Source organism: Proteus vulgaris, assembly GCF_023100685.1.
Classification (GTDB): Bacteria; Pseudomonadota; Gammaproteobacteria; order Enterobacterales; family Enterobacteriaceae; genus Proteus.
The window spans coordinates 989,413-1,004,388 of record NZ_CP090064.1 but is presented as its reverse complement, the minus strand read 5'-3'; the positions used below and the strand labels follow the sequence as shown (position 1 = coordinate 1,004,388).

General features: G+C 37.3%; 18 protein-coding genes, 1 tRNA gene and 1 pseudogene. 11 read left to right on the top strand and 9 right to left on the bottom strand.

Annotation, left to right across the window (positions count from 1 at the left end):
• Positions 1-8: 8 nt before the first annotated feature.
• Genes proC through hemW form a run of 4 tightly spaced genes read left to right on the top strand, consistent with a single transcriptional unit; the run spans position 9 to position 3,131 of the window.
• Positions 9-827 carry a pyrroline-5-carboxylate reductase gene (gene proC, locus LW139_RS04760; protein ID WP_166541000.1) on the top strand — a complete coding sequence of 273 codons (819 nt, stop codon included), beginning with the start codon at positions 9-11 and terminating at the stop codon, positions 825-827.
• 18 nt (positions 828-845) lie between these two features.
• Positions 846-1,403 carry a YggT family protein gene (locus LW139_RS04755; RefSeq protein ID WP_023581020.1) on the top strand — a complete coding sequence of 186 codons (558 nt, stop codon included), beginning with the start codon at positions 846-848 and terminating at the stop codon, positions 1,401-1,403.
• Positions 1,404-1,414: 11 nt separating this feature from the next.
• Positions 1,415-2,008 carry an XTP/dITP diphosphatase gene (locus LW139_RS04750; RefSeq protein WP_247850701.1) on the top strand — a complete coding sequence of 198 codons (594 nt, stop codon included), beginning with the start codon at positions 1,415-1,417 and terminating at the stop codon, positions 2,006-2,008.
• Entirely contained in the window at positions 2,001-3,131 is a 1,131-nt protein-coding gene (gene hemW / locus LW139_RS04745) for a radical SAM family heme chaperone HemW (protein ID WP_247850700.1), read from the top strand. The genes LW139_RS04750 and hemW overlap by 8 nt, the downstream gene beginning before the upstream one ends.
• Before the next feature lie 98 nt (positions 3,132-3,229).
• Here hemW and LW139_RS04740 read toward each other — a convergent pair whose 3' ends face one another.
• From LW139_RS04740 to trmB, 5 genes are all read right to left on the bottom strand, one after another.
• The gene (locus tag LW139_RS04740; RefSeq protein ID WP_247850699.1) at positions 3,230-4,180 is read right to left on the bottom strand and encodes a siderophore ABC transporter substrate-binding protein; all 951 of its coding nucleotides are present in this window, start codon (positions 4,178-4,180) and stop codon (positions 3,230-3,232) included.
• Positions 4,181-4,333: 153 nt separating this feature from the next.
• Positions 4,334-5,092: a DUF2884 family protein gene (locus LW139_RS04735; protein WP_227336526.1), complete on the bottom strand. Its 759-nt coding sequence runs from the start codon at positions 5,090-5,092 to the stop codon at positions 4,334-4,336.
• A 22-nt stretch (positions 5,093-5,114) separates the two neighbouring features.
• Positions 5,115-6,041, bottom strand: coding sequence for a glutaminase B (gene glsB, locus LW139_RS04730; protein WP_166541004.1), 927 nt, complete (start codon positions 6,039-6,041; stop codon positions 5,115-5,117).
• A 74-nt stretch (positions 6,042-6,115) separates the two neighbouring features.
• Entirely contained in the window at positions 6,116-6,442 is a 327-nt protein-coding gene (locus LW139_RS04725) for a YggL family protein (protein WP_006534836.1), read from the bottom strand.
• Complete coding sequence (trmB, locus tag LW139_RS04720; RefSeq protein ID WP_166541005.1) at positions 6,442-7,161, bottom strand: tRNA (guanosine(46)-N7)-methyltransferase TrmB; 720 nt, start codon at positions 7,159-7,161, stop codon at positions 6,442-6,444. The genes LW139_RS04725 and trmB overlap by 1 nt, the downstream gene beginning before the upstream one ends.
• Before the next feature lie 217 nt (positions 7,162-7,378).
• On the opposite strand from trmB, the gene mutY reads away from it, so the two are divergent.
• The 4 genes from mutY to LW139_RS04700 all read left to right on the top strand — a co-directional run bounded on the left by mutY (position 7,379) and on the right by LW139_RS04700 (position 10,193).
• Positions 7,379-8,419: an A/G-specific adenine glycosylase gene (mutY, locus tag LW139_RS04715; RefSeq protein WP_166541006.1), complete on the top strand. Its 1,041-nt coding sequence runs from the start codon at positions 7,379-7,381 to the stop codon at positions 8,417-8,419.
• A gap of 29 nt (positions 8,420-8,448) precedes the next feature.
• Positions 8,449-8,721, top strand: a complete 273-nt coding sequence (locus LW139_RS04710) for an oxidative damage protection protein (protein WP_072071114.1) — start codon at positions 8,449-8,451, stop codon at positions 8,719-8,721.
• Between the two features lie 63 nt (positions 8,722-8,784).
• Entirely contained in the window at positions 8,785-9,855 is a 1,071-nt protein-coding gene (mltC, locus tag LW139_RS04705) for a membrane-bound lytic murein transglycosylase MltC (protein WP_247850698.1), read from the top strand.
• 262 nt (positions 9,856-10,117) lie between these two features.
• Positions 10,118-10,193, top strand: a tRNA-Phe gene (locus LW139_RS04700).
• Positions 10,194-10,390: 197 nt separating this feature from the next.
• Here LW139_RS04700 and LW139_RS04695 read toward each other — a convergent pair.
• The 4 genes and pseudogenes from LW139_RS04695 to LW139_RS04680 all read right to left on the bottom strand — a co-directional run bounded on the left by LW139_RS04695 (position 10,391) and on the right by LW139_RS04680 (position 12,726).
• Positions 10,391-11,352: pseudogene (locus LW139_RS04695) on the bottom strand (tyrosine-type recombinase/integrase).
• Between the two features lie 131 nt (positions 11,353-11,483).
• Complete coding sequence (locus tag LW139_RS04690) at positions 11,484-11,945, bottom strand: hypothetical protein (RefSeq protein WP_247850697.1); 462 nt, start codon at positions 11,943-11,945, stop codon at positions 11,484-11,486.
• Complete coding sequence (locus LW139_RS04685) at positions 11,942-12,082, bottom strand: ash family protein (protein ID WP_247603576.1); 141 nt, start codon at positions 12,080-12,082, stop codon at positions 11,942-11,944. Before LW139_RS04685 ends, LW139_RS04690 begins: the two co-directional genes overlap by 4 nt.
• 245 nt (positions 12,083-12,327) lie before the next feature.
• Entirely contained in the window at positions 12,328-12,726 is a 399-nt protein-coding gene (locus tag LW139_RS04680) for a conjugal transfer nickase/helicase domain-containing protein (protein WP_247850696.1), read from the bottom strand.
• 305 nt (positions 12,727-13,031) lie between these two features.
• Here LW139_RS04680 and LW139_RS04675 point away from each other — a divergent pair, with 305 nt between their 5' ends.
• The 3 genes from LW139_RS04675 to LW139_RS04665 all read left to right on the top strand — a co-directional run bounded on the left by LW139_RS04675 (position 13,032) and on the right by LW139_RS04665 (position 14,882).
• The gene (locus LW139_RS04675) at positions 13,032-14,066 is read left to right on the top strand and encodes an Abi family protein (protein WP_247850695.1); all 1,035 of its coding nucleotides are present in this window, start codon (positions 13,032-13,034) and stop codon (positions 14,064-14,066) included.
• Between the two features lie 182 nt (positions 14,067-14,248).
• The gene (locus tag LW139_RS04670; RefSeq protein WP_247850694.1) at positions 14,249-14,467 is read left to right on the top strand and encodes a DUF6402 family protein; all 219 of its coding nucleotides are present in this window, start codon (positions 14,249-14,251) and stop codon (positions 14,465-14,467) included.
• Positions 14,454-14,882: a DUF6201 family protein gene (locus LW139_RS04665; RefSeq protein ID WP_247850693.1), complete on the top strand. Its 429-nt coding sequence runs from the start codon at positions 14,454-14,456 to the stop codon at positions 14,880-14,882. Before LW139_RS04670 ends, LW139_RS04665 begins: the two co-directional genes overlap by 14 nt.
• The last annotated feature ends 94 nt before the right edge of the window (positions 14,883-14,976 follow it).

Genomic DNA, 14,976 nt, shown 5'->3' with positions numbered 1-14,976 from the left:
AGGTTTATATGGAACATCGTAACATCGCATTTATTGGCGCTGGAAATATGGCTCAAGCTATCATTGCAGGATTGATTCAAGGTGGATATCCAGCAAATAAAATCACCGTCAGCTCACCTTCCGCCATTCGCAGAGAACCTTTAGAGAAAGAGTTTGGTATTCATAGCACTAATGACAATATTAACGCAGTGAAAAAAGCGGATGTCATTATACTGGCTGTAAAACCTCAAATGATGGAAGAAGTTTGTAAGCCCTTACAAAATATTGATATGAGTAAAAAGTTAGTCCTCACTATCGCAGCAGGCATTCCTGCTACACGATATAACGACTATTTCGCAACTCAATTACAACTCGTTCGTATTATGCCAAATACTCCTGCACTGGTAGGTAAAGGCTTAAGTGGTATGTTTGCGCACAATTCACTTTCATCTCAAGATAAACAGTTTGCCGATGAATTAATGAAAAGTGTCGGAACAACCGTTTGGGTAGAGCAAGAATCTGCCATCAATGATATTATCGCCGTTGCTGGTAGTGCACCTGCTTATTTCTTCTTGTTTATGGAATCAATGCAACAAGAAGCTGAACGTTTAGGTTTTTCACCTGATGTAGCAAGAGCCATAGTGCAACAAGCAGCAAGTGGTTCTACAGCCTTAGCTGAAAAACAACATATGCTACCTTTCTCAACTTTACGCGAGCAGGTAACATCAAAAGGTGGAACGACAGCGGCTGCACTTATGCAGTTTTATGAAGGTAAATTACCTGAAAACGTCGCTTCTGCCATGCAAGCTGCGATTAAACGCGCGCAAGAAATGGAAAAACTATTTTAATTTCATCAGGGCCAACTAATGAATTTTTTAAATTTCGTCATTCTGACTCTTCTTCAACTCTACACATCCGTACTTCTACTACGTGTCTGGATGCAATGTGTCAGAGCTGATTTTTATAATCCTTTCTCACAATTTATCGTCAAGATCACACAGCCAATTGTTCGCCCATTAAGAAGTGTTATCCCTTCTATTGGCCCTATTGATACCGCTTCAGTCTTATTAGCCTATATATTAATTCTGCTTGGTATTATTATTCCATCTTACTTATCAGGAACATCTATTCCTTTCTCTTTAATGTTCCCATTTGCCTTTATTGAACTGCTCACAGCGGCAGGTAAGATGATTTTCTGGTTGATCATTATCCGCGCAATCCTTAGTTGGGTAAGCCAAGGTCGCAATCCAATTGATCATCTTTTATTTCAATTAACAGAACCTTTAATGGCTCCTATTCGTCGTGTCATTCCGGCAATGGGTGGTTTAGATTTCTCTGCAATGATTGTTATTCTTGTGCTTTACGCCCTGAATTATCTGCGTGTAGATGTTTTACAATGGCTACTTAGCGTAACGCTTTACTAAGGATAACACTCATGCAAAAAGTAGTTCTCGCAACAGGAAATCCGGGAAAGGTCAAAGAGCTAGCCTCTTTGCTTTCTGATTTTGGTTTAGATATTGTTGCTCAAACAGAGCTTGGTGTTGATTCTGTTGAAGAAACGGGCCTAACTTTTGTTGAAAATGCACTGATTAAAGCGCGTCATGCAGCAAAAGTGACTGGTTTACCTGCAATTGCCGATGACTCAGGTATTTCGGTTGATGCTTTGGGAGGTGCTCCAGGGATTTACTCAGCGCGCTATGCGGGTGTGGATGCAAACGATCAGCAAAATCTGGATAAATTGCTTGATGCAATGAAAGAAATACCTACTGAAAAACGCCAAGCACAATTTAATTGTGTATTAGTTTATATGCGCCATGAGAACGATCCAACTCCTCTGATTTTCCACGGTATTTGGCATGGTGTATTAAGTAAAGAAATGCACGGTGAAGGTGGATTTGGCTATGATCCTATTTTCTTTGTTCCAGAGTTAAATTGCACTGCAGCGCAATTAACTAAAGAGCAAAAAAATCAGCATTCGCATCGTGGTAAAGCACTTAAATTAATGTTGGATGCCCTTAAGAATGCTTAAGTTGCCCCCATTAAGTCTATACATTCATATTCCTTGGTGCGTACAAAAATGCCCTTATTGTGATTTCAATTCACACACACTAAAAGGTGAAGTACCGCATCAAGAATATGTGCAACATTTACTCAATGATTTAGATGCTGATCTTATTCATATTGGTTCTCGTGAAGTTCAAACGATATTTATTGGTGGTGGAACACCGAGTTTATTAAGTGCTGAATCAATGGCTGATTTGCTTTATGGCGTTAAAGAACGCCTAGCTGTTAGCCCGAATGCAGAAATTACCATGGAAGCGAATCCGGGAACCGTAGAAGCTGAGCGCTTTGCCGGATTCCAACGTGCTGGCGTAAATCGTATTTCTATTGGCGTGCAAAGTTTTGGTAATGATAAACTTATTCGCTTAGGGCGCATTCATGATGCAGATGAAGCTAAAAATGCAGCTCGTTTAGCCAAAGAATTAGGCTTACGTAGCTTTAATTTAGATTTAATGCATGGATTACCAGACCAATCATTATCTCAAGCGCTTTCGGATTTACAGCAAGCAATAGAATTATCCCCACCACATTTGTCTTGGTATCAATTAACCATTGAACCCAATACACAATTTGGTTCCCGTCCGCCTAAATTACCTGACGACGATATGTTGTGGGATATTTTCTCAGAAGGCGATAAATTATTGACAGCCGCAGGCTATCAACAATATGAAACATCAGCATATTGCAAACCGGGCTTTCAATGCGAGCACAACTTAAACTATTGGCGTTTTGGCGATTATTTAGGTATTGGTTGTGGTGCTCATGGGAAAATAAGCTTTGAAGATGGTCGCATCATGCGAACAGTAAAAACCAAGCACCCTAAAGGTTTTATGGAAGGCCGTTATCTCGACCAGCAACATTTTGTTGATAATGATGATCGTCCATTTGAATTTTTTATGAACCGTTTTCGTCTATTAGAAGCATTTCCAAGACAAGATTTCAGCGATTATACGGGGCTTTCTGAAGAAGTTATTCGCCATCAAATAGACGAAGCTTTGGCTTTAGGTTATATCAGTGAAACAGACACTCACTGGCAAATTACACCTCATGGCAAACTGTTCCTCAACTCATTGCTTGAACTATTTCTTTAATATTGCTGATTTCACAAATAGCTAGCTTAAAAAAATGCCCATACTGTTATTCTCAGTTGGGCATTTCTCTTTAATAACAAACCTTAAAGATTAATCAATTAAAGCGCATTCTCTACTGCTTCAATTTGTTTAGTTAAGCTATCTAAACCACCACCAGAGAGATACCAAAGATCAGCCTGCAGATAAACAATACCGCCATTTTTATAGGCTGAAGTTGTTTTTATAGCGTCATCTTCAAATGCAGTTTGTTCTAATTTGCCCGCGCCAATCGCTTCGCTACGATCCACAATAAAAATAACATCTGGATTAGCTTTTGCGATCATTTCTGATGTAACTACGCGACGTTTACCTTTATCTTCCTCTGCAACAGGTGGTAATTCGGCCCTTTTTGCCTTAACAACATCATAAACAACACTTTGACTATTAGGCATCAAATTGCCGGCGTTATGCATCAACACTAATACTTTTTTATCAGATCCAGTGGCTTTTTTCTGAGCTTGCTCAATAACGGCATTTAATTTAGCAATTTGTTCTTGAGTCGCTTGCTGTTTATCAAATAGCTCACCTAATAATTTGATATTAGACTCAACTGAGTTGAGATAATTAGTGCTATTAGTCCCTAAATTAACAGTAGGTGCAATTTTCGCTAAGGCTTCATAAGATGCGCCTTGGCGCCCCGTAATAATGATTAAATCAGGTTTAATTTCAGCTAGTTTTTCTAAATCAGGCGCTTTCATGCCACCGACATTAGCAACGTTACTTGCAATACTACCTTTAATATAAGCAGGAGCATTACCTAACGGTAACCCAACCACTTTATCGGCTAAACCTAACTGAACTAAAGAATCATAGAGACCAAAATCAAAAAGAACCACTTTTGATGGATCCTTAGAGACGGTTGTTTCACCCAACAGATGTTTAATCACCATCTTGTCATTCTGCTGACTAATAACTTGGTTAGGTTGATATTCAGTTGGCGTTTTGCTTAACGCAGAGAAACTCGTTACAGAAAGGATAGATGCGATAACTAAAGGAAGGATCTTCTTCATTAACTTTGCCCTGTTTAAGTGGAATACTCAAACAGGGCATTGTAAACAGCTCATCTCACAAGTCAATTGAATAGGAATGATTTTCATTATTATTTTCAATTGTTGTGAGCTCACAATTTATAAAGCTTATTAACTACAAGGGATATAATGCTATTATTTATTAATGTTTGATGAATTATTTTTTAACGAATTAATAAGTTCGATATGTTGATTTTCCATTTGAGTTATTTTGCTACAAGCTTGCTGACCAAATTGAGTAAATGCAGCTTCTTGCTGTTTCCACTCCTGATCTATGATTTTTTGGAAACCATCTAAGCTTCCTAATAATCCACCTAAGGCTTTTTTACTGTCGCCACCAGCAGCCGCTAATAACTGTTTTTTCCCTAATTCATTAATACTGTCTTGCAGCATACCACCAAGGCTACTCTCTACGATTTCACGGCCTTTGGCTTCAACTTCTTTAATCGCTTGAGCATGAAAAGTGATGTTATTTGGTTCTATGCTAACCACTCTATCCATTTGTTGATTGAGATCTTTCTCTAATCTACTTAATCTATTGAGGATATTGCTTTCTTTACCAAAAGCTTCAATGACCACTTTATCGAGCACTTTGCGAGAATCTTGCAGTTTTATCCCTGTTTCAGTTCTTAGCCAAGGTACGTCTCGCCTAACTGTGGCTTGATACTTTCTTGCTAACTCTTGTTGTTGTGGCGTCAATGTGGCGCTTTTTTCATTTTGGAGTAATGTGCCATTGGGATAAATGACCATTAAACCCTGTGAACCAGCAACTTCAACAAATTCAGAGGTTATGCGTAAATCATCTTTTGGCATTACAGCACAATCAAAACTGGGGGATGCATTGGCAGAGCCTGCAACAAAAAACAGTGCTACAGCAACATTTCTTAAATTCATAACAACTCTCCTGAAAACATGGCTAAAAAATCGAGCGCCCTACTTTGTTTGCTAATAATTCAAGTGCTGCACAACCTGCTAATGAGTTACCTGATTTATCCAGCTCTGGTGACCAAACTGCAATGGTAAAAGCATCAGGAACAACAGCAATAATGCCACCTCCAACACCTGATTTTCCTGGGATCCCAATACGAAATGCAAATTCACCGGCACCATCATACATACCACAAGTTAACATTAACGCATTTATTTGTCGGGTTTGTCTTGGCGTAATAATCTGATTTTTATTCCCAACACTTACGCCCTGATTAGCTAAATAACTAAAACATCGAACTAATTCAGTACAACTCATTTCTATTGAACAATAGTGAAAATAAGTCTCCAGCACCGTGATAACATCATTCTCAAAATTATCAAAAGATTTCATCAGATAAGCAATTGATGCATTTCGACTAAGATGTTCCATCTCTGATTTTGCAACCACTGAGTTATAACAAATATCAGGAGCATCAGTTAAAAAGCGAATAACTTCTAACATTCTTTGCTTTGGTGCACTTAATCGAGACTGCAACATATCAGTGATAACAATAGCGCCCGCATTAATAAAAGGATTCCGAGGTATCCCTTTTTCCATCTCTAATTGTATTAAGGAATTAAAAGGCAGACCTGAAGGCTCTTTTCCTACTCGTTGCCAAATTTCATCTTCTTCATAACGAGTTAAAGCAAGTGTCAAACTAAGCACTTTAGAAATGGATTGAATAGAAAAGCGCTTGTCTGCCATACCGGATTGATAGAGTTCACCATCCACCGTATAAACAGCCATAGCAAGCTGTTCTGGCAATACTTGGGCTAACGCGGGGATATAATCCGCGACTTTTCCTTGCCCGATTAATGGGCGAATTTGTTGCAAAATATCTGACAGTAATGCGTTAGATAACGTTGTAGTCACAGTCCCTTCCCCAGACAGACAAGGGCATCCTTTTGGATGCCCTTGTAATTATTTGCTAAATGTATAACTTTCTATCAGTCCCACCAAACGTCAAATAGTTCAGAGGTCTGTACATCTTGCATTTTATTCTCTTTTAGGAAGTTTTCGACTAATTGGCGATGCTCTTCTGTACATTTACCAATTTGTTGTAAGCAGATTAAGCCTTCCCAGCTCAGGTAACCACTTGCATCAAATGCCAGCCCATTTGGCTCAATAACTTTGAGGATCAGTTCATCAACAAAGCGATCCACTTCCTCAATTGGGGTATTTTCTGGGAAAGTCCATTTAACTGAAAAACCTAATTCCTGAAATTCATCGATACGCATTTTTTTGCGTAAACGGCGACTACGTTGTTTAGCCATTATTTTACCCTCTTAAACATAAGATCCCATACACCATGCCCTAAACGATGACCACGTTTCTCAAACTTAGTCACTGGGCGTGTTTCTGGTCGTGGTACATAATCCTGAGTATCTGACAAATTCTGATAGCCTTCAACACTTGTCATCACTTCAAGCATATGTTCTGCATATGGTTCCCAATCTGTCGCCATATGAAAAACACCGTCTAACGTTAATTTTTTTAAAATTAATTCTGCAAAAGGCACTTGAACAATACGGCGCTTATTATGGCGCGCTTTGTGCCATGGATCAGGAAAGAATAACTGAACCATTTTTAAACTATTATCTGGGATCATGTGATTGAGTACTTCAATCGCATCATGGCACATGACTCGCAAATTAGTTAATTGTTCTTCTTCAGCACTTGCAAGACAGGCACCCACACCAGGTGCATGCACTTCAATACCGAAATAATTATTTTCTGGCGTATCTTTTGCCATAGTCACGAGCGATGCGCCCATGCCGAAGCCTATTTCCAAAATAACAGGTGCTTCGCGTCCAAAAACCTGACTGAAGTCGATGGGTTCCGATTGATATTCAATGCCAAAAATAGGCCACTGTATTTCTAATGCTTGCTCTTGACGAGGAGTTAAACGGCCTTGTCTACGAACAAAACTACGAACGCGCCGTAAAGCACGCCCTTCTTCATTGAATTCCGGAGAAATTACATTCTTGATCATGTCTAATACTGTCAGTCGTTAGGCCAATTATTTACTTAAAATCGTTATAATGTCGCTATGGTATAAACTTAACCGACATTATCCAAAGATCCCTAAGTTTAGCAAGAGTCACTTATAGAAGCATCACTCTATAAGATAAATATTAAGAGTGTTTACAGTTTATTCTCACTGTGGTGCAATCTTACCTTAATCAGAACATGAGTTAATAAAATAAAACATGATGGAAGCACTGCAATTTTCGCAAGTCGTACTCAATTGGTATCATAAATATGGGCGTAAAACGCTCCCTTGGCAGCAAGAAAAAACGCCTTATCACGTTTGGTTATCTGAGGTAATGTTGCAACAAACCCAAGTTGCAACGGTTATTCCTTATTTTGAGCGTTTTATTTCACGTTTTCCTGATGTCGCAGCGTTAGCTAAAGCACCATTAGATGAAGTACTTCATTTATGGACGGGCCTTGGTTATTACGCAAGAGCCAGAAACTTGCATAAAGCAGCACAACACATTGTAGATAAACATCAAGGGTACTTTCCTGATACCTTTGAGGACGTTTGTGCTTTACCGGGTGTTGGACGTTCAACCGCTGGTGCTATTTTATCGTTATCACTGAAAAAACCTTACCCAATCCTTGATGGTAATGTGAAACGTGTTTTAGCTCGTTGTTATGCCGTTGAAGGCTGGCCAGGTAAAAAAGAAGTTGAAAATAAGTTGTGGGAGATCAGCGAAAACGTCACCCCAACTGTAGGTGTCGAGTATTTTAATCAGGCAATGATGGATTTAGGTGCAATGGTTTGTACTAGAAGCAAACCTAAATGTGAACTATGTCCACTAAATACTGGCTGTATCGCTTATGCTCAAAACAATTGGGCGGATTATCCTGGGAAAAAACCGAAAAAAGTCATCCCAGAAAAAACAACTTATTTTCTTATTTTACAATATGATAATCTTGTTTGGTTGGATAAAAGACCACCAGCAGGAATATGGGGGGGGTTATTTGCCTTTCCTCAGTTTGAGACAAAAGCGCTTTTAGAACTGTGGCTAACTGAGCATGGACTTGAGAATAATGAATCAGAACAACTGATTTCATTTCGACATACTTTTAGTCACTTTCATTTAGATATTGTGCCAATTTGCGTAAAACTCTCAGCGTTTACCTCTATGATGGAGGAGCAAAAAGGACTTTGGTATAACTTACAGACACCTGCAACCGTTGGGTTAGCGGCGCCTGTAGAGAATTTACTTAGACAATTAGCCTAAGCTAATCCCTGCGATATTGAGGACGTATTATGAGCAGAACTATTTTTTGTACTTTCCTAAACAAAGAAGCTGATGGACTTGATTTTCAGTTGTACCCAGGAGAAATTGGAAAGCGCATTTTCAATGAGATCTCAAAAGAAGCATGGACTCAGTGGATGACAAAACAGACGATGTTGATCAATGAGAAAAAACTCAACACCATGAACCCAGAAGATCGCAAACTATTAGAACAAGAAATGGTACGGTTTTTATTTGAAGGTCATGATGTTCATATTGACGGCTACACCCCACCTGAAAAATAATATTCACTTTTCCAGAGCCTTTAAGGCTCTGGTATTTTATTCACCATAGCGATGCAATTGACCATGAAAAAAATCCTTCTCTTGCTAATTATCGCCCCACTACTCATTTCATGTAGTAGCCAACCCCCTAAAACATTTGAACCCGATTACGCAAAGAACACCAATGCGTTCGATATTCTTATGGGGCAATTTGCCAATAATATCGAAATGATTTGGGGGATGAAGGAAGTTTTAATAGCCGGTCCTAAAGACTACGTAAAATATACTGACGCTTATAAAACCCGTAGCCATATTAACTTTGAAGCGGGTACCATCACGATAGAAACATTAGGTGGTGACGCTCCTCAATTCCAATTACATAAGGCGATTGTCACTACATTATTAATGGGGGAAGATCCAGGCTCTATCGACCTCTATTCTGATGTCAATAACATCCCTCACAGTACAGAACCTTTTTTATCCGGGCAGGTTCTTGATAATACAGGGCAGCCTATACGCTGGGAATGGCGAGCCAATAAGTTTGCTGATTATCTGATTGCCAATAAATTACAAAAACGCCAATCTGGTATAAATACAATTTGGTATGTCACCATTAATTTAGTCCCTAATCACCTTGATAAACGTGCACATAAATATTTACCATTAGTCCAACAAGCAGCAGCTAAATATGGTGTTGAGCCATCGCTTATCCTAGCTATTATGCAAATTGAATCAAGTTTTAACCCTTATGCTGTCAGTAGTTCAGACGCATTAGGTTTAATGCAAATTATGCCAGCAACGGCAGGAAGAGATGTATTCCGCATGCAAGGTAAATCAGGACAACCAAGCCGTAGTTACTTGTTTGATCCTGCTAATAATATCGATGCAGGTGCTGCTTATATTTCAATACTGCAAAACAGCTACCTTGGTGATATTAAAGATCCTATTTCGCGCCGTTATGCCGTTATACAGGCTTACAATGGGGGTGCTGGCAGCGTCTTACGCATATTCCATAGTGATAAGAAACAAGCAGCGGCCATGATTAACAACTTAGAGCCTACGCAAGTGTATACCACGTTACGTAATAAGCACCCTGCCGACCAATCTCGTCGTTATCTTGAAAAAGTCAGTACAGCTCAACGCAACTATCGTTAATTATTATTAAGTCAAAAGAAACAAAGCTTACTCAATCAATTTGGGTAAGCTTTGTTTGTTATTACGATCCAATAAACCGTCTTATTGTATTTTTTGTTACCATAATTCTAGCTACGACAAACTATGCTTAACTTCGTTTTTGCTCTTTTTTCGCGATAAATAGTGTTTTATTAACCAATAAGTTTAAAAAAACAGCAATCAAACAGTTTTGTGATAAATAACGTTGACGAGCAAAGCGATATCGGGTTTAATACGCCCCGTTGCCCGAATAGCTCAGTCGGTAGAGCAGGGGATTGAAAATCCCCGTGTCCTTGGTTCGATTCCGAGTTCGGGCACCATCTTTCATTTGTTCGTCAGTTAGTTAACTAACTGAGAGGGCAATCAAGAGTTGAAAATATAATTTGACATTGTCACTTTATGTTGGAACTCTTAAATTAAACAGTCTTGTTCATACCAAGGCTGTTTTTTTTTATTTGTAACTTTTACTTTCTTTCCTAATCACTGTCAAATCTTGATACTCCTCCTGTTATTTTCATCACATCAATTCCGCTTCAAGTATATCTCGCAAATTATCAACACTTTCATCAATGTATTCTAATGTCGATGTAATGCTGGCATGTCCTAACAGCCTTTTCACAACATAAAGATTACGTTCTGGTGATTGCATCATATGCGTTGCGACGGTATGTCGAAAACGGTGAGGTGATACAATGAAATTACATTCCGCTGATAAGCGCTTGAAAAATGAACGTAACGGGTATTATCCCATCGTCTTGGGATGTTTCTTTCTTTTCATTAAATCAAACCATCCAACATTGAATACTTGATCTGTCAGTTCTACACCTACCTTTTGTGCTTCTTTCACTAAATTTTCTAGTGATGGGTATAATGCGGAAACAATCGGTACCCGATGTTCACGATGATTTTTAGCGCCCTCCTCACATAGATGGATCCACTTCTCTTCAAGATTAATATCTCCCAACCTAATATGCAGAAGTTGCCCTTGACGAATGGCGGTGTAACGAAACACATTCATTGCCGTCATCCAAAACCACGCTGGATATAATGCATTTTTTCGCCCATCACACACGTAGCCATAACCTTGCTTTTCTTCAAGTTCTAGATAGTGTGTCATTCGACGGTACATATCATCCATCTGTGATTTAGTCAGAACTTTTTTCTTTTTGCTCCTGCACGAACTACCGTACCATTAAAAGGATTCTTTTTATGGGGTAATAATTCTTGTTCTATTCCAAAATTAAACAATGCTCTCATATGAGTCACTTTATTGTTCCATGTTCTACTTGAGCGCTTATTGTCACCTAAAACAAGATGTCGCCATTGCAGAACAGTTAATTGATCAATCTGAGCAGGATTTAACGAGGTAAATTCTTCAAATGTACGAAGAACCTTACGATAACTTCTCATTGTCGTAGGACGTAATAATTTATAATAAAAATACTGCTCAATAAGAAACTCAAAAGTGATGTCATCCATAACATGCTCATTTACAACAATCAGTAAAACACGACAATAGGTGCTGTTATCGCTGATACAAAACGAACAAACCATCAAATAACAACCATAAGACTTTAAATGATGACTTTTTTGTTGCTCCTGTTTAAAAGTCATACCATTACCTTATCAAGAGGTTCCACCCCATTAAGAGTACGTAACCATCTAGGTGCTCGCATTTCAGCAACAAAGTAATTAATTAAATCATTCAATAACCAAATAAGACTTTTTCCTTTCTCATTTGAGAAACCTAACTCGGCAAGAAATTGAGTCAGCGTAATGCAATGCTGGCAAAGCTCAGTACATTCAAAATCAAAACGAGGAAGGCTTGGCGGTGTTTTATTAGTAATAAAACATTGCACCAAATGAGGAGGAATAGGCTCGTCTAACGTCGATTGCAAGAGTGTTAAACAGGCATTAAGACGGCAACATAACGCCATTTTAATGGAGAGTTCTTCACTATTAATCAATGCATCTACAAAAGTATCGCAATAATCAACGAGTGTTATGAAATCTGTTGTGGAATTGAACTGAATAGTAAGTAATGGATGAGTTGGGTTAGGGGTTGTAGTCATAAGACCGCCTCCAATAGATGATTATTAAATTCACCACTGAAGAGGCCAATCTTACTGGTGGTGAACTGAACGGAGTTGGCCTTACCAGCTCTATTGGACACTGGCGCATCTTGCGATGCCACCGTCCAGCTCACCATTGAGGTACAGCTGTGTGAACAACATAATAAAATACGAAACGTATTAATATGTCGCCAATAGATAATCAATGCAGGAGACCAATCCCGACACCTGATTTTGCAGGTGCGAGTGAAAGATACCGTGATTAATCAATGGGAGCAAGACTGTTTTAGTGGAATTACTATTATTATTTTCTATCGCTGATGGATATTTCGCCAAACAATTTAATAAGCAAATGTCACATTGCAAATTCATTGTAAAATCTTTATACAACAACCAGTAATAGATTTTCAGCAGGCTTATTATTGCTTGTGAATATTTTATTTGCTGGAATTAAATAACCACTTAATTTTTTAAATTGCCCTTCTAATAATTCATTTTGAAAGAGCCGACAAGTAAACATATTGCCTCGATCATGACGATGATATTTCAGTCTCTCAAAGGCTTTTTGAAGCTTACCTTTATCTTGTTTAGGCAATTTCATTTCAGCTAAAAACACATAAAAAATATTGGGAGTAACGATAAAAACATATCCTGCAATAATATGAATTTGTGCATTAGGTTGGTTTATAGAGAGATGACCATTTACACAACCCTCAATGAGCCACTGCCAAAAGGCATCACCCATATCGATGATTTGATTATCAGTAGGGGGTAATTGCATTTCTGGTATAACGGTTAGTTCTCTTTTTTCTAGAGATATACTTTCTGATTCTAGAAAAAAATAATTATAATAAGTTTATTTTAAAAAATTAATAATGAAAAAATAGATTCTTATATGAATACAATGATAATAATAGATTATTTATATAATAATAAATATCGGTTTTTATAACGAGAAAAACCACCCTAAGGTGGTTTTTCCAAAATACTTTTTTCGCGAGAGACCTCAAAGAGGCGACTCCGCCTTAATATGAAGATTAAGCCATACATACCTAACACCTGTCAATAAATTTTTGGAGTAAATCTGTGATATATTCTGATTACATATCTAAAAGTAGATTAGATATTTATGAGAAACATTTAAAAGTACAACCCTCTCAAGTTATTGCAGCCTATCATTGGAATAAAGCCTTATCAGGCGCTATGTTACCCGCTTTTCAATGTTTAGAAGTCACATTAAGAAATGCCATAAATTCAGCTATTTTATCTCATCCTCCAAAAGGTTCTAAAGGATTATGGACTCCTAATAATAACTGGATTACAGACCTACCTAGATATATAGGAAATAGTAAAATAAAACCGATTGAACGATATAAGCGAGCTACATTAACTAAACACAGGCAAGATATTCATGGCTATTTATTAGATCAATATGGAAATAGAATATTAGCTCGAAAAGTGAAAGAAGAAAATCTAGTCCAACAAGCTAAAGAGCTTATTAGTAAAGAGGGAAAAAAACCAACCCCTGATAGAATTATTTCAGGTTTAACTTTTGGATTTTGGGTTCATTTACTCACATCAATATACGAAGATACACATGGATATAGACTCCTTTGGCCAAATCTTACGCCTATAGTATTTCCAAATGCACCAATGGGTTACGAACGCTCAACAATTCATGAGGCATTTGTTAGAATTAAAACATTACGCAATCGATTATCCCATCATGAAGCAATTTGGAAATTTCATTATGATGATCCATATACAGGAAAACCCAATTATAAGACCCCTATTTATGGTGCTCATGCAAGCTGTAATCTTTTACGTAAACATTATGATGATATATTAGATATGATAGGTTGGATAAATTCGGATAGAAAAAATACTTTTTTAAAATACTCAACAAATCTTCGCTTCTATGCCCTTTGCTCTGTTAATGGTCTTAATAGCTATATAGATCCAGATAAAATAAGTACTAAAGTAAATATTTCACGGGGAGGAAGAGGAATTAGAAAACTATTAAAAGTACTGGGCCGAAATGACTTTATAAGATTAACTAAAAGTAATGAAACTATATTAACTATTGGGGCTGATAATTCAATGAAAATTAAAAATATTTAATTGTTCCATATGACTAAATTTATTTGAAGATCATGGTAAAAACCTAGATCTTCAAATTGAAATAACACATATATTTAATTACTCACTTCCAATTTATTATAAACACGCTCAACATAACGCCCTCGCCCATCACCATGACCTAAATCCATAGAGACCATTGCCTTATTTGGAGTCATGATGGTGTGCTACCCTTTAGTCAACTTTATAAATATATGGCACTCTACACAACAGGTTCATGGGGTTCACTATATAAACAATACAAAGGATATGTTCCTGTCTTTAATAGAGATTTTCGACGCTGGCAAGATGAAAATAATGAGGGAGGCGATTTTATCGTTTTCTCTGATGTTTATTGGATAGATGCTCCTAAACATTATCAGGTGATTTATGAAAATAATTAAATATACATTATTGACTCTTTTTTTATTATGGTGGTTTTTTTTATCTCATGTCACTTTTACTACAAGCTGGCTTTATTCTGCATCCTTCAAAAATGAACATTATCAAGCGGCTTATTATCATCCAGCCCCCATCAATTTTTTCGGTATTTACTTTTGGTTAGTTAATGAACAACCTGTTTTTGTCGTTCTCTATGATAAGGAAGGCAAATATATTGGGCAAAGTTCTCCATTTGTTATAGCTAGTAATATCCATCTTCTTGGTGGAGAAAATGTATTACCAAAAACATATGAATATGATAAGAAATACGGGGATTATGATAATTTTTATCTAAATGGGGGTTCTTTTACAGATGATTATTTAATATCAACAAAACATAAAAAATGGTGGAGTGCTATTTTACAATATTTTCATTAAAAATCTGGCACATCTATTATCAATAAAAATCTTATAATACATTTTAACCTTCACCTAATATCACTAGATTGATATTAATAATATCTCGTTAGAT